Raw genomic sequence first — 21,244 nt, 5'->3', positions numbered from 1 at the left:
GGCTGTCTGGAATTGCTTCATGTCCAGGGGGTCGGAAATCAGGTTGCCAAGTACCTCGGCCTGGTTCCCGGAGAGCGTGGTGAGCGCCGGAATCAGGGAGAATTGCTGAATTTGCTGTTCTCTCCCGGCGGGGGCGGGCAGGCGGTCCAGGTTGGCCTTGAAGACCACCAGTTCTTCCGGCTTGAGGCCGGAACAGCCGGGCAGGGATTTGGCCGCCTGGTCAAAGGCTTCCCCGTCCAGGGTATGGAGGGAAAGGAAGGTATCCAGGTTTTTCTGGAACTTGGCGGCGGCTTTGGCCTGTTCTTCCCCCCCGGCGGGATTGGCTTCCGACATCTTGTAGAGGGCCAGCATGGCGCCGGAGACGGATTTGCGGGAGTCCGCTGCTTCCGCCTGCGCGATCAGGGGGCGGTCAATGGATTCAAAGTAGGCCACCTGGTTTTTCACCGTGGTGTTGTCAATGAAGGAGCCCATGTACGGGGTGATGACCGCGCCCCCCAGAATGGCCATGATGAGGCCCGCGGCGCCCAGTTTCACTTCGGAACCCAGGCCGCGCAGGGCGATGCCGTAAATGGTGGGGAACATCAGGGACATGCAGCCGGAGATGCCCACCAGCGTCCAGACGGAGATTTCCTTGGGCAGGTACATGGTGCCCAGGCAGCAGAGGATGCCCGCGATGGCAAAGAGGGACATCATGTTGGCCGGGTTGAATTTTTTCATCAGCGCCGTGGTGATGGCGCGGCAGGCGATGAACAGAACGATGGAGAAGATGTAGTAGTTGGAGGCCGCCGCTTCCTGCATGCCGGGGAAGACGGACATGATGTACTTGATGGTCCACGTCCAGACGGCGATCTGCACGCCCACGTAGAAGAACTGGGCCACCACGCCGCAGAAGTAGCGCGGCAGCTTCACCAGCTTCATGAGCTGGCAGCGGTAGTCCGGCATGATGAGCAGGAAGGCGATGGGCCCGATCATCATGATCAGGATCTGCTGCACCATGCTGAATTCAAAGGTGGAGTAGTACTGGAACAGGAAGGGAATGAGGATGAAGGCGACGCACAGGCCCAGGCGGCCGAGCTTGGAGGAAAGGGGCTGCGTGTTTTCCCGGGTGGGCACGCTTTCATCGTCGGACTTGTAGCGGCAGAAGAAGAACCAGATGACGGCGGCGATGGCGACCAGGCCCACATAGGGAACGCACACCCAGAAGAGCTCGTCGCTGACGATGGCGTTCAGTTGTTCCGGGTCCATGGCCTTGCGGGTGTCCATGTCCGCATCATTCAAATGCGCCAGGATGAAGTATTTGGCCAGGAAGATGCCCGTCAGGGAGCCGATTGGGTTGAAGGCCTGGGCGAAGTTCAGGCGGCGTACGCTCGTCTCCTGGGACCCCATGGAGAGGACGAACGGGTTGCAGGTGGTTTCCAGGATGGAGAGGCCGCCCGCCAGCACGAAGATGGCTACCAGGTAAATGTCAAAACTTTGCCCGATGGCGGCGGGTATGTAGCACAGCGCGCCGATCATGTAGAACCCCAGCCCGATGAGCACCCCAGCCTTGTAGGAGAATTCCTCCAGCAGGATGGAGGCGAAGATGGCAAGCACCGCATACGCCCCGTAAAAGGAGATTTGCACCCCTGCGGATTCCGAAGCGTTAATCATGAAGATCTTGCTGAATGCCGGGACCAGGTTGTCCGTCATGTTGTTCAGCAGCCCCCACAGCGCAAAACAGGAGACCAGCATGAAGAACGGCAGCCGGTACTGTTTGGGAACGATCGGCACGGTAGAGGTACGGTTTTTGTCCATATTGCTTTTGTCAATCTCTCACAAGGACGGCGGTGCGTCAATCTGGAAACGGAAAAGAGTCCAGAAATCATCCAACATGTTGACAAATAAAACAAAGCGGTATGTTTGGGTTGGGATATCCTGTCAGCGTTCACGGGAGACCCGGCTTCTTCTTGACTCCTGTTTCCGAGGCGGCTAAGGATGGGCTGATGAAGAAGTGCATTCTTGCCGTTTGTCTTGGGCTGGCCGGTTTTTGGGGCGTTCAGGCGGAAGATTCCCCCGTCGCCAATCCGGAAAAGACGGATGAAAAAAGCGGCGTGACGCTGCCGTCCGGAGAACTGCTGTCAGACCATGTGGCGGAGGCGGAGTTTACGGGTATTATTCACCGCAAGTGCAGGTTCCTTACCTCCCTCTGTCCGGACAAGTGCGACCACGCCAAGGATTTCGCCGCCTTCCGGATTATCAAGTATCTGGATTACCGGAAACCCGGCAAGTACGGGGATGAAAAGCAGGAGCAGCTGATGATCGACGTTAATCCGGCGCACAAGCCCATCCTGCAGGGGGCGGACATCCTGAAAAAGGTAGCCGCCCTGAAGCCGGGGGACAAGGTTGTCCTTCACTGGTCCCATTACTACATGCACCGGGATTCCAGCTCCTTTCCAGAACGTCCCGTGATTTCCATGGAGCCGGCGGCTCCTTCCAGTGGAAAAACGGAGGGTTGAGGACTGGTCTTTCTACAGGCCTCCCAGGCAAGGCTGGACGCGGCGGAAAAGCGTGTGTTAGGAAACAGGCTGGCAATGACGCAGCTCCGGGCAAGATTGTTCCGGTTCGCTGCGTATTGTCCTGCGAAACACACCATAAATACGATGCGTTTACCTTTGAATACATTAACGGGGCTTGCCCTGCTGTGTGCCCTGGGCATGTCTGTTCCCGCTGCCTTGGGTACGGAAAGCTTTGAGCAGGCCAAACACGGCAAGTTTACCACGCTTTCCACCAAGTACGGCCCCATGTCCTGCCGGGACGGCGTGGCGGAAATCGGGGGAGGGGGAAAATCCGGGAAATCTTCCCTGCGGATGTTCGGCGGGCAGGATACCGAACTGAAGCTGGACTTGAAGGATACTCCTTCCAGGGAAGTACGGCTGTCCGCCTGGGCGGAGCGCTGGACCGGACAGGCCCCCTTTGAATTTTCCATTGTGGCCGTAGGGCCCAAGGGGGAAAAGAAGATTTATGACGGCAAGGACATCAGGACGGGCGGCTTCAATACCAGGATAGAGGCCGGCGTTCCCGCCGGAACGCGCTCCCTGGTGTTCAAGCTGACGTCGCCGGAGAACAAGGGGTTGAAGCTGGACGACCTGTTCATCGTGCCCTGCATCCCCATGAAGGTGAATCCGCAGGTGGAGATGGCTTCTTCCGCCTATCCGGTGATGGTGCGCATCCCGTGCAGTCCCGTTCTTTCCCTGAAGGTTCAAACGGACGGCTGTCTTAATCCTCAGTTCCTGACGGCCGTCAATCTGGATTTTACGGGCACGACGAAGCTTTCCGACATTGAATCCGTGACGGTGGTGCGGGGAGAAGAGGCTCCGCCCATTCAGCACGGGGAAGACCCGTTTCCGAAGGATGCCTCCCAGGTACTGGGTACGGTGAAGCTTTCCGGCTCCTCCAGGCCCCAGGTTTCCGTGAAGGGGAAGCTGGAGCTGGACCCCGGCGACAATTACCTGTGGGCATGCGTGACGATGAAGAAGGGCGCCTCCCTGGACGGCAGGGTGGTGGTGCGCCCGGCCAGCGTTGTGGCGGGGAACAAGCTGATGAAGGTGGCCAATGCCGCCCCGGTGGCGCAGCGCATCGGCGTGGCCGTAGTGAAGCACGGGGATTTCAACTCCAAGTTCTACCGCATTCCCGGCCTGGACAGGTCCAGGAAAGGGACTCTCCTGGCCGTTTACGACATCCGTTACAACCATTCCGGCGACCTTCCGGCCAACATTGACGTGGGCGTGAGCCGCTCCACGGACGGGGGCCGCACCTGGTCCGACGTCAAGATCGCCATGGACGATTCCAAGATTGACCCCTCCCTGGGGGCTACCAAGGGCGTGGGGGACCCCGCCATTCTGGTGGATGAAAAGACGGGCCGCATCTGGGTGGCCGCCATCTGGAGCCACAAGCATTCCATCTGGGGCAGCAAGTCCGGGGACAATTCCCCGGAAGCCTGCGGGCAGCTGGTGCTGGCGTACAGCGATGACGACGGCCTTACCTGGTCCAAGCCCATCAACATTACGGAACAGACCAAGGACAAGGACTGGCGCATTCTGTTCAACGGCCCCGGCAACGGCATCTGCATGAAGGACGGCACGCTGGTCTTTGCCGCCCAGTACTGGGACGGCAAGGGCGTGCCGTGGTCCACCATCGTTTATTCCAAGGACCAGGGCAAGACCTGGCACTGCGGCACGGGCGTCAACCAGCAGACGACGGAAGCCCAGGTGATTGAATTGAAAGACGGCTCCATCATGATCAATGCCCGCTGCAACTGGGGCGGCTCCCGCGTGGTGGGCGTTACGAAGGACCTGGGCAAAACCTGGGAAAAACACCCCACCAACCGCACTCCCCAGTTGAAGGAACCCGTCTGCCAGGGCAGCCTGCTTGCCGTGGACGGAGTGCCGGGCGCGGGCAGGGTGGTCCTGTTCTCCAACCCCAACACCACTTCCGGGCGTTCCCACATGACCCTGAAGGCCTCCACGGATGACGCCGGCTCCTGGCCGGAGGACAAGTGGCTCCTTTACGATGCCCGCAACGGCTGGGGTTATTCCTGCCTGGCGCCCGTGGATAAAAACCACGTGGGCGTGCTGTATGAATCCCAGGGAGCGCTGAACTTCCTGAAAATCCCGTACAAGGAGGTTCTCAACGCGGGCAGTGCGCGCTGACGCCGCTTTCAGGTAATCGTTTACGGGCCGTTTCCTTCCGGGAGCGGCCCTTTTTTGGCAGCGGTCTTTGGGTAGGAATTTCTCCAAAGCGCAGGGGAGGGAGTTCAGGTATGAGGGCCGGGAGGACGGAAAGAGAAGCTTGAAACGCGCAGGGGGAGTGAATCTGAAAGAGGCACGAATCAAGCCTCCGTTTCCCGGCGGCGGTGTTTCTTCCAGGCCGCGGGAGTGTGAGTCCCTGGTGGCTGCGCTGCTGGAGCAAGGGCCTCCGGGCCCTTGTAAAAAAGCTTTCTCCGGATCAGCCCTTTTTCCTGTTCCCTGGCCGTCACTCCAGAAAAGAAGCCAGCGCGTCCTTCAGCATGTTCCTGGCGCGGAACAGCAGGCTTTTGGTGGCGGGAACCGTCATGTCAAGCGTCCGGGCTATTTCCTCGTAAGGCATGTTTTCAAAGCGGCGCAGCTGGACGGCCAGGCGCGCCTTTTCCGGCAGGGCGGCAATCGCTTCATCCACGGCCCGCTGGAGTTCCGTGTGCTCCATGGCTTCATCCGGGGCCTGGGAAGGTTCCAGGAACACGGTCATGCCGCCTTCCTCCTCCATGGCGTCCGCGGAGGTGGTGGGCTTGCGCTTCTGGCGCCGCACTTCATTGAAGACCAGATTGCGCAGGATGGTGAACATCCAGGTGGTGAAGCGTGCGGAGGGCTCATAATTCCCGGCTCCTTTCCAGATGCGGATGAAAACCTGCTGGGCGATGTCCTCCACCTCCGGCCCGTTGTTCAGCATGCGTGCTACGGTGGCGTACACGGAGTTCTGGTGTTTGCGGACCAGCATTTCCATGGCGGAAGCGTCGCCATTCCTGACTCTCAGCATCAGCTGGGCGTCCTCGTCTGGTTCCGCAGGCGGCATGTCTTGTGCTTCGTCCATGAAATTCCCTTCTATAAACCCCGTGTCCGGTGAAAGGTTGCATCCGGAAGGGCGCATGCCCCGGAAAAAAGGTCTATCCCATTTTTCCGCGGCTGACGAGATGAAAACGGGTCTTTCTTCTCTTTCCGCGCAAGGCGCCGGACAAAACGTTTTGCTCCTGCCGATGGCCGGGGACGGCTGAGGGGGTGGAACATTCCGTTCTTTTCCCGGTGGGAAGACGGAGCGTGATGGAAATACGGAGGCCACCCTCCATGCCGCTCCGGTTTGACAATGACCGGAGGGGCCTGCTAGGGTAAGGGAAAATGAAAGGGAGAAACGCCGGTAAATTGGTCTGTTTAAGGAATCATCCTGAATTCCTTTCCACAGCTTCCGTCTGGTTCGGCTCCAAGTGGGACGTTCCCGTAGAGGCCTATGAGGAAAGCATGAAGGAATGCATGGAACGGAAAACGGGCATTCCGCAATGGTACGTGGTCATGAACGGACAGGGGGCAATCATTGCGGGTGCCGGAGTGATTGAAAACGATTTCCATGACCGGAAGGATTTAGCCCCCAACTTATGCGCGCTATTTGTGGAAAAAAGGCATCGCGGCAGGGGCGTGGCCGCGTCCATCCTGGACTTTGTGCGGAAGGATTTGGCCGCGCTCGGATATCCCCGTCTCTATCTGGTGACGGACCTGGCGGGGTTTTATGAAAAATGCGGGTGGGAACTGCTGACAATGGCGACGGGCGGTCATCATGCCCGGGAACGCCTGTATACGGCTCCCGCCATGGAAACCGGACCCGTTTGACGGGGGAAGGCCGGAACTTCGTTCTTCCGGTCTTCATGCGGGGGCGGGAAGGGATTGTTGCGCCTGGAATAAGGAGGAAAGAAGGGAGGCCGGACACAGTAGGCCCTTCCGGATGGTACGCGCCTGCGGGAGGACTCTGTTCTTGACAGCATTTCCTGTCTGCCTGATAACTTGATGATACAGATACCCCTAACAGTATAAGGAAACGCCGCAATGAAACAATGCATGAATTCTGAAAATTTGCATCGCCGCCTCAAGAAAATCATCGGACAGGTGCAGGCGATCGACAGGATGGTTGACGAGGACGTTCCCTGTGAAGATGTGCTTGCCCAGCTCAATGCCGCCAAGTCCGCATTGCACAAGGTGGGCCAGGTCGTGCTGGAGGGGCATATCAGCCATTGCGTCCGGGACGGACTGGAGCACGGAGACCCGGAGCAGACCATCGCACGCTTTACCAAGGCGGTCGAACGGTTTGCCAACATGATTTAGCAGGAGGGGGCAAGAGCCTTTTTTCAACCGCCATTTCCGGGGATTTTTTCGTCTCATCTTGACAAACCTATACCCCTATAGGTATATAAAACCCGTACCTGCATGGGTATGGAAAGGAGAATCATATGCTGGACCGATTGGAAAAACTGCTGGAATGGGGAGGGACAAGGCGCGACGTCGCGCTGCTGTCCGTTTCCGGATTCGCGCTGCTGTTGAGCATGCTTGATATTGAACCGCTTCCCTTTGGCGTCGCGTGGATAGCCATTGTGCTGTGCGGCGTTCCCATCGTGCTGGAAGCCGTGCTTGGACTGGCGGCGGCCTGGGACATCAAGGCGGATGTGCTCGTTTCCATCGCGCTGGTCGCTTCCGTCATCATCGGGGAGGACTTTGCCGCGGCGGAAATTGCGTTCATCATGCAGCTCGGCGCGCTGCTTGAGAACCTGACCGTGGCCAAAGCCCGGGCGGGAATTGAAAAGCTGGTTCATCTGACCCCGGCTACCGCCCGGAAAGTGGACGGCTTCCGGGAGGAGGTCATTCCGGCGGAACAGGTATGTGCGGGGGACGTCCTCCGCGTGCTGCCCGGAGAGACGGTTCCGGCGGACGGAGTGATTCTTTCCGGCCACACTTCCATCAACCAGGCCGTAATGACGGGTGAACCCCTTCCGGTGGACAAGGAAGCCGGGGACGAGGTTTCCAGCGGAACGGTCAACCAGTTCGGAGCCTTTGACATGAAGGCGTCCAGGGCCGGGGAGGACAGTTCCATTCAGCGCATGGTCCGTCTCGTCCAATCCGCGGATGCGGGAAAGGCCGGAATCGTGAGCGTGGCGGACCGCTGGGCCACCTGGATCGTCGTCATTGCCCTGGCTTCCGCAGGGCTGGCCTGGCTGGTCACGGGCGAACTGATCCGCTCCGTCACCATCCTGGTGGTATTCTGCCCCTGCGCGCTTGTGCTGGCTACCCCCACGGCAATCATGGCGGCCATCGGAAACGCCACCAGGCATGGATTCCTGGTGCGGGAGGGGGATGCCCTGGAACGCCTGGCCTCCGTATCCCACCTCACCTTTGACAAGACGGGAACGCTTACCCACGGGACGCCCCGCGTGGCGGCGGTACGCAGTTTTCTGCCGGACCTCCCCGAACAGGTGCTTTACAGGTATGCCGCCTGCGCGGAACTGCAGTCGGAGCACCCTCTGGGCAAGGCGGTCGTCCGCTGTTACCGGAAGGGAGAAACGCGGGAGCTTCCCCAGCCGGAACAGTTCCGCATGATTCCGGGGAGAGGCGTCCAGGCCGTCCTGGACGGGAGGGAACTGATGGCCGGGAACCTGGAATTGTTCCGGGAAAACGGGCTGGAGGTGCCCGGCGAAGTCAGAAGGGCGGCGGAACAGTACCAAAGGGAGGGATGCACCGTGATTTTCCTCGGCATGGACCGTAAGGCCGCAGGCTTCATCGCCCTGTCGGACACCCTGCGGGAGGACGCCGTCTCCACCATCCGGGAAGTGGCGGAAACCGGGGTGGTTCCCGTGCTGCTGACCGGAGACCATGGGAATGCCGCGGCCCATGTAGCCGGGCAGCTAGGCATTGAGCGGGTTTACGCGGACTGCCTGCCGGAGGACAAGTTCAACTGGATTGACGCATTCCAGAAGGAACGGAACCGGGTGTGCATGATCGGGGACGGAATCAATGACGCCCCGGCCCTGAAAACCTCCCATGCCGGAATTGCGATGGGAGGCATAGGCAGTGACATTGCCGTGGACGCCGCGGACATTGTCCTGGTAAGCGACGATATACGGGAACTCCCCCATCTGCTGCGCCTGGCAAGACGCATGATGCGAACGATCAAGTGCAATCTGACGTTTTCCATGGCCCTGAACTTCATCGCCATCATGCTGGCGGTGGGCGGAATATTGAATCCCGTGGCGGGCGCATTGGTCCATAATGCAGGCTCCGTCGTCGTGATCGTCAATTCCGTCTTTCTGCTGAAATGGGGGAGCAAGAAGAGCATGGCTCCCCACGGCGCGGAGGGAACAGCTCCATAACGGGGGGAGAGGGGAGTATCGCGCACCCTGCGGACGCATGATAGCAAGTTGCCGCATTGGCATGCGACGCTCCTGCGCCGTGGGTTTGGCACCCGGACCGGAAAACGCTTGGATGGGACGGGAGCCCGTGCTATCTTTTTCCCAAGTTCGGCAGGGGTGCCCAAACAAAGGCTGAGATTGCGGGAACGGCATGCTGTTCCCGCAGAACCCTTCAAACCTGATGCGGATAATTCCGCCGCAGGGAGTTCGATTGAACGGGCATGCCCCGTTTCTCGGGAAGGTCTCGTTTCCGCTGTTCCCCTGCCGGCACAGAACAGCATCCATTCCATGAACGACACCGCCAATTTGACCTATCCCGGCTCCCGACGCATTTATATTCCGGGCCGTCTGCATCCGGACGTGCAGGTTCCCTTGAGGGAAATCCTCCTGAGCGATACCCTGCTGCCAGATGGCACCGCCCACTCCAATGACCCCGTGCGCGTGTACGATTGTTCCGGACCGTGGGGGGATGCGGCTTATGAGGGAACCGCGGAGCAGGGGCTTCCCGCCCTGCGCGCCGCGTGGATCCGGGCCCGCGGTGATGTGGAGGAGGCGGAAACGGACCAGGGCCGCTGCCTCCGGGCTGCGGGGGGCACGCCTGTGACTCAGCGGCATTACGCCCGCCAGGGCGTCATTACGCCGGAAATGGAATTTGTAGCCATCCGGGAAAACCTGGGCAGGGAAGAAGCGTTCAAGGCGGTGTATGACCGTTATCCGAACGCCAAGAGCCGCCCGGACGAAGCCCGGGAAGTCCTGGAGGCGCTCACCATGATGCCGCGGCCGTCCGAGCTGGAGGCGCAGGAAGGCTTCGGCCCCTCCAGCATGGTGGCCCGCGACCGGCTGGACCACCAGCACGCGCCGGAACGCCGGAACGGCTGCCGCATGCCCGCTTATTTTACGCCGGAATTCGTCAGGGATGAAATCGCCGCCGGGCGCGCCCTGATTCCCGCCAACATCAACCATCCTGAGTGCGAACCCATGGCCATCGGCCGCAACTTCCTGGTGAAAATCAACGCCAACATCGGCAACTCCGCCCTGGGGTCCGGCATTGAGGAGGAGGTGGAAAAACTGCGCTGGGCCATCCACTGGGGGGCGGACACCGTCATGGACCTTTCCACCGGGAAGAATATCCACGCCACGCGGGAATGGATCCTGAGGAACTCCCCCGTTCCCATCGGTACCGTGCCCATCTACCAGGCGCTGGAAAAGGTCGGCGGGAAAGTGGCGGACCTGAGCTGGGAAGTCTTCCGCGACACCCTCCTTGAACAGGCCGGGCAGGGCGTGGATTATGTGACGGTGCACGCCGCCCTGCTGTTCCGGTTTGTGAACCACACCGCCCGGCGCATGACGGGCATCGTCTCCCGCGGCGGGTCCATCATGGCGCAGTGGAGCATGATCCACGAACAGGAAAACTTCCTTTATTCCCACTGGGATGAAATATGTTCCATTCTGGCGGCTTACGACATTGCCGTCTCCATCGGGGACGGCCTGCGGCCCGGCTCCGTGGCGGACGCCAATGACTTCGCCCAGCTGGCGGAGCTGGAAGTGCAGGGGGACCTGACCATGCGCGCGTGGAAAGCGGGCGTACAGGTCATGAATGAGGGGCCGGGCCACGTGCCCATGCACCTCATTGCCGAGAACATGAGCAAGCAGCTGGAATGGTGCATGGAAGCTCCCTTTTACACGCTTGGTCCACTGGTGACGGACATCGCCCCCGGCTACGACCATATCACCGGAGCCATCGGCGGAGCGATCATCGGCCAGCGCGGCTGCGCCATGCTCTGCTATGTGACCAGGAAGGAACACCTGGGCCTCCCGGACCGGGAGGACGTGAGGGAAGGCGTGGTCACCTACAAGCTGGCGGCCCACGCCGCGGACCTGGCCAAGGGGCACCCGTCCGCCCAGTGGCGGGACAACGCGCTGGCGCAGGCCAGGTTTGAATTCCGCTGGGAGGACCAGTTCAACCTTTCCCTGGACCCGCAGAAGGCGCGTTCCTACCACGACCTGACGCTTCCCCATGCCAACGCCAAAAAGGCCCACTTCTGCTCCATGTGCGGTCCGGACTTCTGTGCCATGCGCCTGAGCCAGGACATCCGCCGCCGGTCACGGCAGTAGGGGGACCGAAGGCGCGGCGTCACGGCAGCCGCCGGGCTGTCAGGAGCGGGAACGTCTGAAAAAGAATGACAAGGGCAGGGATGGTGCTATGATGCCTTTAAGATGAAGAATTCATTTTTTTCTGTCCTTGGCGTTCTTTCTCTGGCTTCTGCCGTGGTTTGTTCCGCATCTCCCGTCTGGGAGACGGATTGGAGCAAGGCTCTGGAGAAAGCCGGCAAAAGCGGACAGCCGGTGCTGGTTGACTTCACCGGCTCCGACTGGTGCCCGGGGTGTATTTATCTGCGGAAAAATATTTTTGATACGGACGCCTTCGCCAAGTATGCGGAAGACAACAACTTCGTGCTGGTGGAGCTGGATTTTCCCAGGACGGAGGGGAAAATGCCTCCGGAACAGCTCAAGTTTCATGAGGAATTGATGCGCCGTTACGGAATCTCCGTGTTTCCCTCCGTCCTGATGATGGAGGGGAATGGCGCTCCCTATGCCAAAATAGTGGGGCCCTCCAGAACGGTGGAGGAATATTTGAAGAAACTGGAAGCCGCCGGGGAGACGAGGCTGAAGCTGAAAGAAGCCGTGGCTGCGGCCCGCGCGCTGGAGGGAAAGGAAAAACTGGAAAAACTGGTGCAGGCCATCAAGCTGCTTCCGGAGGATTTGCAGCCCTATCAGAAGGAATTGATTGCGGAAATCTCCGCCCTGGACCCGGAGGACAAATACGGATTTGCCGGGAAGGCTGAAAAAGCCGTGACCCTGGCGGCGCAGCGGCTCATGATGGAGCAATTCTACAAAAAGCACGCGGGCCCCTTTTCCGCAGAAAAAGTCCGCGCGGGACAGGAGGAAGCTCTGCAAATGCTGGAGAAGCGGGACCTCCTGCCGCCCATCCGCCTGGAAATAGCCAAATACGTCAGCGACGGGTATGCGCTGGAGCGCAATTATCCCAAGGCCCTGGAATACCTGAACATGGCCCGTGACGCCGATCCGGAATCTCCGGCGGCCAAAAAGCTGGAGCCATGGATCAACAATATGCAGAAAATAATCAATAAGGAAAAATAAGCCCTTTTCAGGAAGGCATTCCCTCTTCCCGTGAAAAGGAAAACTATATTCCGTCTTTTATTTTAAACAAAAAAATGAACTTGCTGCGCTATGATTGATGAAGGAACCGAACATGCAGAAATGAATACGTCCGCCTACATCAGGGAAGAGGAAGTTAATGAAGAAGACAGCCATTTGCTGAGCTGGGATGAATGGCTGCGGAGGCACGTCGCTCAACTGCTGCTGTTTGCCCGCCAGCAGTCCCGCTCTCCGGAAGATGCGGAGGACATCCTTCAGGATGCCCTGATACGGCTGGCGCGCAAGGAGGCCTCCGGAGAGTTTGTGGGAGGGCAGGAGGCATGGCTTTCCTATGTCTTTGCCTCCATCCGGCGTCTGGCGGTGGACTATGGCCGCAAATCCGACCGGCGCCAGAAAAGGGAGGATGAAGCCTGCGCCGCCGAACAGGACGAGGATGTTTATGCGGACCCCTGGTTTTCCAGCGCCGCGGCGGACGAGGAGCTCAAGCAGTTCATGGAAATGCAGCTCAGGAAGCTCCCTTCCAAATTCTCCGAGGTCATTGTCCTGAAAATATGGGGGGAACAAACCTTTCAGCAAATTGCGGAAACGCTGGAAATCTCACAGAACACGGTGGCGAGCCGGTACCGCTATGGCATCGACCTGCTCCGCAAGGCGCTGAGAAACAAAAAAGACCAACTCTAATGCCGCTCCACTCTTATGAAACATGAAACAACATCATCCGCCGCAGGGGAGGAAGGCGGCGGTACTGCCGCCATGCAGCCCCTTCCCGTATCCGATGAACTGATTTCCCGCCTGGCCGGAAGGTGTGAGGAAATCTTCCCCCTGAACGACCGTCTCCGGCATGATGAAATATCCGATGAGGAAATTCATGAGATGGAATCCCTTTTGAAGCGTTTGCGGCCTGCCCCGGTGAGGGTTCTGTTCCGGGAACAATGCTGTTCCCTGATGTGCGCCGAGTCCGAACATGAAATGGAAACCCGGCTGAAAAGGCTTTCCGCCTCTTCCATGCTGGAATTCTCCGTGTGCAAAATGGCGCAGGCCATGGACTGCGCCGGAGAGGCGAAGCAGGAAAAAGCGGTGAAAATCCCCCTGTGGCGGCGGCTCGCCTATATTTCAGGCATTTCCGTGGCGGCTGCGGTGGGCGCCGTTCTGCTGGTTCAAAATACGCTGGTAGCGCCCGGCGGCACGGTGGCCGGAGGGAATGAGGCGGAAGCCGGAGCTGAAAAGACGGAAGCCCCTGTACTGCCCGGGGAAAAGCGGGAGCTGCTGCGGAAACCCACTCTTTTTGAATTGCAGGGCGGAGACGAGCGCGTGCCCGTGATTGCCCCTGCCGTCATCCGTAGAATTCTTCCTGAAAAGGAATATTAAACGACCGCCGCGTGAACGCCTGTGGGCAGCGCGGTTGAAATTTTCCATTCTGTTGCTGCAAGCGTTCGCGCTCTCCGGTCCTGTTCCTTGTTCCGCGTCTCTGCTTTGTGAAGAAAAAGAAAGCGCCCTGGATGCATGGCGGAGCTCTTTTCCCATGCCCGGAAATAAATGTTCTACCGGGAGGGAAATCTCCCTGCCGGTGGAGGGAAAGGCGTCCGGATAAAGGTCTCACCCAAGTGTGGGTTGGCTTGGCTTTACTCCCGTGATGCGTTCCTTGGCGGTCTGCCGACACTGCGGGACGGAAGGGGCGGGGCGAGGACCTGCAAAAAAAATGCACAAATTTTGAACATTGCGCGGACGGATGCTGTATATTATCTCACATGGATATGAAAACCTGTATCTTTCTGACATTGGGATTGCTGATAGGTTCGGGCTCCGGATATTCCATTGACCGGCCCGCAGGAAGTACGGACAACCTTCAGCCGCCGCCCTTGACTCCCTACACGCCGCAGACCAAGCCGCTGCCCTCTTCCAGACCGGCCAGGCTGGGCATTGTGCCCGGCACGGTGCCGCAGGCAGTCGTGGCTCAATTGGAACTCAGCGGATTTCCCGGCGTGCTGGTGACCAAGGTGATGCCGGACAGCCCCGCCGCCAAGGCCGGACTTCAGGAAAACGACGTCATCATCAAGCTGGGGGACATCTCCCTGTCCGGCCCGCGCTCCGTGACGGAAGCCCTGTCTGAAAAAGTTCCGGGAGACAAGATTACGGCTGTATTCTACCGCAAGGGCAAGCGGGAAACGGCGGATGTCACGCTGGACGGCGGAACGCTTTCCGCGGAAGAAATACTGGCGGCCCAGGGAGATCCCCGCACCCAGCCGCGCGTGGTTCCCTCCGTCCGGCGCCAGGCGGTTCCTCCCGCCGGAATGGCCGCACGGCCCAGCCTTCCGCAGCGCATTCTGGACATGCAGCAAATGATGGATGATTTTTTGAGGGACTCCGCGATTGATGATTCGCGGATGGATGACATCATCGGCCGGATGAACCTGACGCCGGGAGCGGCCCAGATGCTCCGGAGCCTCCAGAACCTTCACCAGATGCCCATGCCCCCCATGGGCAAGGTGTCCGGCGGAGGGCAGAGCACGTCTTCCGTCCGGATGTCGGACGCCAACGGAACCATTGTGGTTTCTTCCAGCTCCCAGGCGGGCACCACCGTCCATGTGACGGATTCCGCGGGAAAAGTCCTGTACTCCGGCCCCTACAACACGCCGGAGGAAAAGGAAGCCGTGCCGGAAGCCGTCAGGGAACGCCTGAAAAACATAGAAACCAACTTCTGCTTTTAACCTCTTCATGAAACAATGGAGAAATCCATGATCATTATGTTAAGGACGGCTGCCCTGTGTGGGGCAGCCTTTTTCATGCAGAAAAGGGGCTTTTTCCTCTTCTGAAAAAGCGGCGCGTTCCGGGAAGAAAAAACACGGAACAGCAGCAGGACATCTATTCCACATCCGGAGGAACCTCCGGAAGAAGATGGAAGGAAAAGAAAGGGGATATCCCTGCGGCCTCCCTGTGGGCAGGTCTTGAACTCCTTTTGAAAAGCGGAGTGCGGCAGGAACTACAGAATGCCGGTCAATTTCCGGTACGTCTCCAGCGCGAAGGAATCCGTCATGCCGGAAATATAATCAAGCATGTGCGCCAGGCGTGCGTCCTTCCCTTCGTCATCCTTGGGCAGACCGGTTCCCTGAAGCATGATGGCTACTTTTTTGGACTGCCCGGAGGAAGGATGGTTCACCCACTCCATGAAAAAGTCGATCAGCTCTCCCAGCACCTTGTAGCCCATGGCTTCCACTTCAATCACCTCCCGGGCCTGGTACACGTTCTCAATGGCGTACCGGTACAATCCGTTCAGCGGCCCGGCCAGTTCCGAACGGTCAATCAGGGATTGATCCATGCTCCCTTGCAGAAGCTCCTCTTCATGCTTCATGAAACTGTCCACGGCGGACTGGATGCTCCTGCCGATGGCGAGCGCGCGCATGTAATGGATGCAGGAATCTTTTTCATCCTTCTTTTCCAGTTCCCGGACGTAGCAAAGCTGGGATTCCGTCAGGAAAGGGCTGAATAAATCCCTGGTAGGCTCAAAATCCAGAATGCCGGAAAAATGCCCGTCTTCAATATCCGCGATACGGTAGCAGATATCGTCCGCGGCCTCCATCAGGTACGCCAGGGGATGGCGGCACCAGCAAAGATATTTTTCATCAGGCGCGGAACGGGGAAGCAGCCCCAGATGGCCGGCCACGAAGGAAGCCGCCTCCCTCTCCTGTTCCCCGATGCCGAACTTCTTGCATTCAAGCTTGTTGGCTGCCGTCATGCCGCCTTTCCTGACGGCCGCGGAATAGGATTGCGTGCAGGGATACTTCATGAAGGCGCCCAGAACGGCAGCCGTCAGTTTCAGGCCGTTGCCTTCCATCGGATCCCCGGTGCGGGTAAGGATGCGGAACCCCTGGGCATTCCCTTCAAACGGCATCTCCAGGCCGTGCCGTTTCAGGGCGGTTTCAATGGCGTCCTCCCCGGAATGGCCGAAGGGCGGATTGCCGATGTCGTGGGCCAGGCAGGCAGTGGAAACGATGGTGGCCACGTCGGAAGGCACTATAGGAGCGGGAAGGGAACCTTTCTCCGCCAGCCACTCTCCCGCCAGCATGCCGAGGGAGGAGCCGATGTGGGCCACCTCCAGGCTGTGGGTCAGGCGGGTGCGAACGTAATCATTGCGGCCTAGGGGGAAAACCTGCGTCTTGTCCTGAAGGCGGCGGAAAGCGCTGGAAAACAGAATGCGCCCGTAATCCCGGTCGTAATTGCTGCGGTTTTTCTGCGGAGACGCCGTACTCTGGTGCCTGGACCCCCAGCGGGCGTCCGACAAAAGCTGCTGCCAATTCATCATCCCTGACATGGTGAAGGAATGCTACAGGGGAATGCCCGGCTGGAACAGGAGAAAATGGGGGAAGGCGTTCAATAGGTCAGCATCAGCCCCACTCCCCAGTGCAGGTTGTTGTCGTAATTGGTAGAAACGCTGAGATGGGAGGTCAGGATGTAGTGCAGGCCCACGGAATAATCTCGGTCCGTATTCAGGGAAAAGGAAAGGCGCAGGCGGGAGGCGAGCGGGATATCATCCCTCTCCAATTGCAGGCGCACCTTTCCGTCCGTATCAATGCGCGCATCCCCAATCAGGAGCAGGGGCAGCGTATACCGGACGCCCAGGGTGCCGTCCACTTCCCGGTCCTTTTGGGTGGTCTGGCGGAACATGTTGCGTTCTCTGGCCTCACCCTTGCGGCAGGTCCAGTCCACCCCGATGTAGGGGTAAAGCCACTGCTTCTCCCCGATGTACCTGCCCAGCCGTCCTTCCGCCTCATAGCCGCGCGTATCCTTGTAGCCTATCTGCCACTCTCCCTGAACGCTCCAGCGGGTGCCTCCGAACTCCAGGTCTCCGATATTCCCGTTGGAGGCGAAATCATTGTTCACGGTCAGGTACCACTTCCGGTCCATGTCGTAAACGTGCTGGAGTGCCCGCATGGGGTGTGGAAGCTGTGGATTGGGGGGAGAATCCTCATACGTGAAAATCCGCCCCATGCCGCTCATCATGTGGTACAGGATATGGCAGTGGAAAAACCAGTTGCCGCGCGTCTTCTCCGCCGCGTTAAACTCAATCACCTGGGTGGCCATGGGCTGGATATCCGCCGTGAACTTGAGCGGTGAAAAATTCCCGTGCCTGTTCACCAGCCGGAAAAAATGCCCGTGCAGGTGCATGGGATGCCTCATCATGGTATTGTTGGTCAGGATGATGCGTACATTCTGCCCTTCCTTGATCATGATACGGTCCGTCTCTGAAAGAGTCTTCCCGTTCATGCTCCACACGTAGCGGTTCATATTCCCGCTCAGCATGAAATGCAATTCCTTCACGGGCACGCCGGAAGGAAGGTTGGTGCGGGAAGGGGACTTCAGCATGTCATACGTCAGGGTGGTTTCCTCCCCCTCCTCCTGCATGCTGCCGTGGCCTCCACCATGGGAGGAACCGGACTTCATGTCCATCATCCCCATATCTCCGGAATGGGAGGCCGGCATTCCGCCGGACATGCCGTGGTGATGCATCTGGCGCATGGGACCGGAATTCATTTTCATCATCTTCATGTTACCGCCCATGGTCATCATTCCGTTCATCTGCTTCATCTTCTTGAAGTAATTCAGCCTGGGGAAGGGGCGCAGCGGCTGCCTTTCCCCATGGCCCAGCCACAGGGAGGAAGACCCGGAGGTATCCTCCGCCGTCGCCTGGAACTCGAAAGCCCTGCCTGATTCCGGTACCGTCAGGACGACGTCGTAAGTCTCGGAAACCGCAATCATCATGCGGTCCACGTCCACGGGAACGACATCCTTCCCGTCGCTGGCCACCACGCGGATTTTGCCGCCCGCGTACCTCAGCCAGAAATAGGTGGAGGAAGCCCCGTTGACGATGCGCAGCCTGAGGCGGTCGCCGCCCTTCAGCCGGGGCAGGGAAGCCTGCGAAGAGCCGTTCAGCAGAAAGCGTTCGTAATACACGTCGCTCACGTCCATGGCGTTCATGCGCTTCCATTCGCTGGTCAGCTTGGTTCCCAGGTAGCCGGCGCGCAGGGCCTCCCAGTAGCTCTGCACGCTCCCCTTGCGGATGGAAAACCAGTCCGACCCGGTGTGAAGCTTCCTGTTCACCTCCTGGGGATTCTCGTTCGTCCAGTCGCTCAGCACCAGCGTATACTCCGGCAGGGCGTCCTCCGGCCTGCGCGCCGGGTCGCCGGGCCGCTTGCGGACGACGAACGCGCCGTACAGGCCGCTCTGCTCCTGAAGGCCGCTGTGGGAATGGTACCAGTACGTGCCGTTCTGGATGATGGGAAAAGTATAGGTATGCGTGGTGTGGGGCTTTACCGGCGCGGAAGTCAGGTACGGCACCCCGTCCTGGTCATTGGGCACCAGCAGGCCGTGCCAGTGAAAGGAAGTCTCCGTATCCATCAGGTTGTGCACCCGTATTACAGCGGTGTCCCCCTCCGTAAAATACAGAACGGGGCCGGGAATGCTTCCGTTGATGGTCATGGCCGGGCGCGTGACCCCGGTAAAATTGACCGGAGCGTTCCGGACGTATAAATCGTATTCCACCGTTTTGGCGAATGACGGAGAGAACTGGGCCATCAGGCAGCAGCACAGGAATGGGAAAAAATGGGAGGCGACCTTAAACATGAACAGGAGGAAAGTACTGCCAGAAAAGACCTGTTCATTCCATCTCCGGTTCAAAATGAAACGGATGTGATGTGTCATGCCTTTCCTGGAGCATGAAAGGAGAATCTGGAAACTGGCGCGGGCGGAAATGACAAGGGTGCGTTATTCCGGAATCCGGCCGCCGGAAGCCTGTTTCCGCGCAGCCTTCTTGGGAGGAATGGGCGCGATCAGGAAAGAGGACAGGATAAGCAGGCACCCGAGAGCCAGGAGGAACATATTGGGCTGTTCCCGGAACAGGAGCAGGGAAATCAGCGCCGCCAGGGGAATCTTGAGATTGTTCATGATTGCCAGCTTGACGGGCGTCACCCGGCGGGCGCCGTAATTCCAGAGGAAAAAGCAGACTCCTGAAGCGATGACTCCCAAATAGGCCAGCAGCCACCATTGCATGGCTGAAATCTCCTGCCAGCAGGCCAGCCCTGACGGCAGTCCGGCAGGCAAGGTAACCAGCAGGGCGCCTGCGTAGGCATAGGCGAAGCAGGAAGCTTCACTTCCGCCGAACCAGGAATCCTTCAAGGAAATGTAGGCGATTTGCCCTGCCGCGAAACAAAGGTTGGAAAGCTGTACCAGAACAATTCCCGTAAGTTCGCCATTGCCGGCGGAATACCCTTTCCAAAGGATGCCCGCGCCTCCTATGGCCGCAAGAACGGCCGCCGCCAGATGGAGCGGCGGCAGCTTCTTCTTCATCAGGCCGTTGACCAGAACCACGTAAATCGGCGTAGTGGCCGTGAAAAGGGCGACCTGGTGGGAAGGCAGATAATGGAAGGCTGCGATATAGCAGAGGTACATTCCTCCGAATTGGACGGCGCCTATCCCCATCATCCCCATTGCATGGCTGAAAGGAACCTTCCGGACGAAGGGGAGGAAAACGGCCAGCGAGCCGGCCATGCGCGCCAGCGCGACAAAACTGGCGGGGAGGTCGGACAGGCAGTTCCCCAGCAGTCCGAATGACAACGCCCAGATGAAAGACGTGATCAGCAGCGCAGGCATGAGGGCGGAAGCATACGGAGAAAGGAAAACCAAGTCAATGCCCATGCTGCCGGGAGTATGCAGCGTTCATCAAAAAAGCAATGGCACGGTTAAATCTTCCCAGCCAGGAGGGGTTAAGCTTTTTGCTTATAAGACTGTTTGATCAGGGTAAGGATGTAATCCAGCTTGTCCGCATTTTTGATAGCCAGCTCGTAAACGCCATTTCCATGATGGCCGATATTGGAAACGTCCCTGGCGAATTTATAGGGGTCTTCCAATTCGCCTTTGGGAAGGTTGATCCAGAGTTTCAGGCCTTGTTTCTGCAAAGCGATATCCGTGAAATTCGAATCGTTGACAGTGAAGGCGACATAAAGCTTGTTGGCCTTGATTCCAACGTTTCCCAAATCGAGAATTTTTTCTCTGAGGCTGTGGTAAACGTCCTGCACCTCTTCCGGAATGGCCTTCAATCGGTCTTGCTCCGTATAAACTACGACTTCCTTGCTGACGGCATTTACGGCGCTGTTTTCAGGAGAAACCGTTTTACCCTGTTAAATAAGCTTCGGGACAATTTTATTCCGCTTAAGGTGGAGAAGTACTATGCATTCAGGATCACCCACGAATTTTCCATGGCCAAGGTAAGCGCCTATCTGAATAATTTGGAGAAGATTCAATGGTATGTGCATCCCAAATGTGCATTAAGAAGCATGGTTGGATAAGGCGGTGAGCTGGTAACAGTCTTGCGCATCAATCGGGAAATTAGAGGCCTTTCCGGACTGACTCCATGTTTGCCTGGAGAAGATGCCGAGGTCATTGTTGAAGTAGTTTTCGATGATCCATTGGTCTATTACAATGTCGAACAGGCATCTAGCATCAGACTGCTTTCCCTGCTGGCGGCCTACCTGGAATATCATCCTACAACAACGTTGGAACGGCATGTTTTGGAATTGGCCGAACAAAGGATTTTGAAGCAGCCATCTCAAAGCTACATGAATTTTTTAAGAGAGGACGAGATTCAATACCTGAGAAATGCCTGGATATCTTCAGATGCGCAAGAAGAGGCTAATCTTCTCTGAAGTTCTAATCTTCTACTCGAATATGAAAATCATAGAAGGTACTTTTGTCTCTGCCGAGGACATCATTACAGAGTTAAGGCGCATTCGAGAATGTCTGGATGTTCTTCTTACCCGGGAAACAGCTAAATCGGGTTCCGTTGTTTGGGCAAGCCAGGCGACTCTTGCCAGGCGTTATGATACCAGTAAATCGACCATTTGCAGATTACTGGCAGAGGCCGTGAGTTCAGGTCATGTCAGGATGATTCGCCCACATGGCGGCGTCCAGAAGTATCATGTTGCCGAATTTGATGCTTTCATGGTGTTTATTTCGACTCCTTCCTGTAAAAGCATTTAAGCTGGAATCAGGGGAATGAATATTTGAAAGGGATTCCGGAAGTAGAGCCAATGAGAGGATTGTCCTGTTAAGTCCCTC

General features: G+C 58.3%; 17 protein-coding genes, 1 pseudogene and 1 riboswitch. Of the genes and pseudogenes, 13 read left to right on the top strand and 5 right to left on the bottom strand.

Going from position 1 to position 21,244, the window contains the following annotated elements; all coding sequences use genetic code 11:
- Positions 1-408: 408 nt before the first annotated feature.
- Positions 409-1,794, bottom strand: a pseudogene (locus M8N44_RS05150) (sugar MFS transporter); the annotation flags it as partial.
- Between the two features lie 188 nt (positions 1,795-1,982).
- Between M8N44_RS05150 and M8N44_RS05145 the strand changes: the two are divergent.
- The gene (locus M8N44_RS05145) at positions 1,983-2,495 is read left to right on the top strand and encodes a hypothetical protein (protein ID WP_102728156.1); all 513 of its coding nucleotides are present in this window, start codon (positions 1,983-1,985) and stop codon (positions 2,493-2,495) included.
- A gap of 144 nt (positions 2,496-2,639) precedes the next feature.
- Positions 2,640-4,688 (top strand): sialidase family protein, encoded by a 2,049-nt coding sequence (locus M8N44_RS05140; protein ID WP_180973611.1) that lies wholly within the window; start codon positions 2,640-2,642, stop codon positions 4,686-4,688.
- Positions 4,689-5,010: 322 nt separating this feature from the next.
- Here the strand turns inward: M8N44_RS05140 and M8N44_RS05135 are convergent, their stop codons facing one another.
- Entirely contained in the window at positions 5,011-5,604 is a 594-nt protein-coding gene (locus tag M8N44_RS05135) for an RNA polymerase sigma factor (protein WP_022398380.1), read from the bottom strand.
- A gap of 302 nt (positions 5,605-5,906) precedes the next feature.
- Here M8N44_RS05135 and M8N44_RS05130 point away from each other — a divergent pair, with 302 nt between their 5' ends.
- From M8N44_RS05130 to M8N44_RS05095, 8 genes are all read left to right on the top strand, one after another.
- Positions 5,907-6,392 carry a GNAT family N-acetyltransferase gene (locus tag M8N44_RS05130; protein WP_102728158.1) on the top strand — a complete coding sequence of 162 codons (486 nt, stop codon included), beginning with the start codon at positions 5,907-5,909 and terminating at the stop codon, positions 6,390-6,392.
- Between the two features lie 213 nt (positions 6,393-6,605).
- The gene (locus tag M8N44_RS05125) at positions 6,606-6,881 is read left to right on the top strand and encodes a metal-sensing transcriptional repressor (protein ID WP_022398378.1); all 276 of its coding nucleotides are present in this window, start codon (positions 6,606-6,608) and stop codon (positions 6,879-6,881) included.
- Positions 6,882-7,006: 125 nt separating this feature from the next.
- Positions 7,007-8,917, top strand: coding sequence for a heavy metal translocating P-type ATPase (locus tag M8N44_RS05120; protein ID WP_102728159.1), 1,911 nt, complete (start codon positions 7,007-7,009; stop codon positions 8,915-8,917).
- A 142-nt stretch (positions 8,918-9,059) separates the two neighbouring features.
- A riboswitch (TPP riboswitch) is annotated at positions 9,060-9,179 on the top strand.
- Between the two features lie 65 nt (positions 9,180-9,244).
- A complete protein-coding gene (gene thiC, locus M8N44_RS05115; RefSeq protein ID WP_102728160.1) occupies positions 9,245-11,071 on the top strand; it encodes a phosphomethylpyrimidine synthase ThiC in 1,827 nt (608 codons plus the stop codon).
- Between the two features lie 102 nt (positions 11,072-11,173).
- Entirely contained in the window at positions 11,174-12,118 is a 945-nt protein-coding gene (locus M8N44_RS05110; protein WP_102728161.1) for a thioredoxin fold domain-containing protein, read from the top strand.
- 120 nt (positions 12,119-12,238) lie between these two features.
- Positions 12,239-12,817: an RNA polymerase sigma factor gene (locus tag M8N44_RS05105; protein ID WP_240454321.1), complete on the top strand. Its 579-nt coding sequence runs from the start codon at positions 12,239-12,241 to the stop codon at positions 12,815-12,817.
- Positions 12,818-12,832: 15 nt separating this feature from the next.
- Complete coding sequence (locus M8N44_RS05100) at positions 12,833-13,504, top strand: hypothetical protein (RefSeq protein WP_146021090.1); 672 nt, start codon at positions 12,833-12,835, stop codon at positions 13,502-13,504.
- A 386-nt stretch (positions 13,505-13,890) separates the two neighbouring features.
- Positions 13,891-14,844, top strand: a complete 954-nt coding sequence (locus M8N44_RS05095) for a S1C family serine protease (RefSeq protein WP_180972842.1) — start codon at positions 13,891-13,893, stop codon at positions 14,842-14,844.
- Between the two features lie 272 nt (positions 14,845-15,116).
- Here the strand turns inward: M8N44_RS05095 and dgt are convergent, their stop codons facing one another.
- From dgt to M8N44_RS05080, 3 genes are all read right to left on the bottom strand, one after another.
- Positions 15,117-16,436 (bottom strand): dGTP triphosphohydrolase, encoded by a 1,320-nt coding sequence (gene dgt, locus M8N44_RS05090; RefSeq protein ID WP_215709530.1) that lies wholly within the window; start codon positions 16,434-16,436, stop codon positions 15,117-15,119.
- 68 nt (positions 16,437-16,504) lie between these two features.
- Positions 16,505-18,754 (bottom strand): multicopper oxidase domain-containing protein, encoded by a 2,250-nt coding sequence (locus M8N44_RS05085; protein ID WP_102728248.1) that lies wholly within the window; start codon positions 18,752-18,754, stop codon positions 16,505-16,507.
- 141 nt (positions 18,755-18,895) lie between these two features.
- The gene (locus M8N44_RS05080) at positions 18,896-19,780 is read right to left on the bottom strand and encodes an EamA family transporter (protein WP_146018191.1); all 885 of its coding nucleotides are present in this window, start codon (positions 19,778-19,780) and stop codon (positions 18,896-18,898) included.
- An 80-nt stretch (positions 19,781-19,860) separates the two neighbouring features.
- Between M8N44_RS05080 and M8N44_RS14145 the strand changes: the two genes are divergently transcribed.
- From M8N44_RS14145 to M8N44_RS05065, 3 genes are all read left to right on the top strand, one after another.
- Positions 19,861-20,475 (top strand): hypothetical protein, encoded by a 615-nt coding sequence (locus M8N44_RS14145; RefSeq protein ID WP_146021091.1) that lies wholly within the window; start codon positions 19,861-19,863, stop codon positions 20,473-20,475.
- Positions 20,476-20,544: 69 nt separating this feature from the next.
- Positions 20,545-20,832, top strand: coding sequence for a hypothetical protein (locus M8N44_RS05070; RefSeq protein ID WP_215709531.1), 288 nt, complete (start codon positions 20,545-20,547; stop codon positions 20,830-20,832).
- 22 nt (positions 20,833-20,854) lie between these two features.
- A complete protein-coding gene (locus M8N44_RS05065; RefSeq protein WP_146021093.1) occupies positions 20,855-21,166 on the top strand; it encodes a hypothetical protein in 312 nt (103 codons plus the stop codon).
- Positions 21,167-21,244: the final 78 nt, after the last annotated feature.

Origin of the sequence: Akkermansia massiliensis, assembly GCF_023516715.1 — a bacterium.
Classification (GTDB): domain Bacteria; phylum Verrucomicrobiota; class Verrucomicrobiia; order Verrucomicrobiales; family Akkermansiaceae; genus Akkermansia; species Akkermansia massiliensis.
Note: the sequence above shows the minus strand (reverse complement) of the source record. Positions and strands in the feature narration are given on the sequence as shown.

What these genes read in the sequence shown, in the direction of transcription:
- M8N44_RS05145 (WP_102728156.1), top strand. Translation starts at nt 1,983, where the DNA reads ATGAAGAAGTGCATTCTTGCCGTTTGTCTTGGGCTGGCCGGTTTTTGG.
- M8N44_RS05140 (WP_180973611.1), top strand. Translation starts at nt 2,640, where the DNA reads ATGCGTTTACCTTTGAATACATTAACGGGGCTTGCCCTGCTGTGTGCC.
- M8N44_RS05135 (WP_022398380.1), bottom strand. Translation starts at nt 5,604, where the DNA reads ATGGACGAAGCACAAGACATGCCGCCTGCGGAACCAGACGAGGACGCC.
- M8N44_RS05130 (WP_102728158.1), top strand. Translation starts at nt 5,907, where the DNA reads ATGAAAGGGAGAAACGCCGGTAAATTGGTCTGTTTAAGGAATCATCCT.
- M8N44_RS05125 (WP_022398378.1), top strand. Translation starts at nt 6,606, where the DNA reads ATGAAACAATGCATGAATTCTGAAAATTTGCATCGCCGCCTCAAGAAA.
- M8N44_RS05120 (WP_102728159.1), top strand. Translation starts at nt 7,007, where the DNA reads ATGCTGGACCGATTGGAAAAACTGCTGGAATGGGGAGGGACAAGGCGC.
- thiC (WP_102728160.1), top strand. Translation starts at nt 9,245, where the DNA reads ATGAACGACACCGCCAATTTGACCTATCCCGGCTCCCGACGCATTTAT.
- M8N44_RS05110 (WP_102728161.1), top strand. Translation starts at nt 11,174, where the DNA reads ATGAAGAATTCATTTTTTTCTGTCCTTGGCGTTCTTTCTCTGGCTTCT.
- M8N44_RS05105 (WP_240454321.1), top strand. Translation starts at nt 12,239, where the DNA reads ATGAATACGTCCGCCTACATCAGGGAAGAGGAAGTTAATGAAGAAGAC.
- M8N44_RS05100 (WP_146021090.1), top strand. Translation starts at nt 12,833, where the DNA reads ATGAAACATGAAACAACATCATCCGCCGCAGGGGAGGAAGGCGGCGGT.
- M8N44_RS05095 (WP_180972842.1), top strand. Translation starts at nt 13,891, where the DNA reads ATGAAAACCTGTATCTTTCTGACATTGGGATTGCTGATAGGTTCGGGC.
- dgt (WP_215709530.1), bottom strand. Translation starts at nt 16,436, where the DNA reads ATGATGAATTGGCAGCAGCTTTTGTCGGACGCCCGCTGGGGGTCCAGG.
- M8N44_RS05085 (WP_102728248.1), bottom strand. Translation starts at nt 18,754, where the DNA reads ATGTTTAAGGTCGCCTCCCATTTTTTCCCATTCCTGTGCTGCTGCCTG.
- M8N44_RS05080 (WP_146018191.1), bottom strand. Translation starts at nt 19,780, where the DNA reads ATGCCTGCGCTGCTGATCACGTCTTTCATCTGGGCGTTGTCATTCGGA.
- M8N44_RS14145 (WP_146021091.1), top strand. Translation starts at nt 19,861, where the DNA reads ATGGCACGGTTAAATCTTCCCAGCCAGGAGGGGTTAAGCTTTTTGCTT.
- M8N44_RS05065 (WP_146021093.1), top strand. Translation starts at nt 20,855, where the DNA reads ATGAAAATCATAGAAGGTACTTTTGTCTCTGCCGAGGACATCATTACA.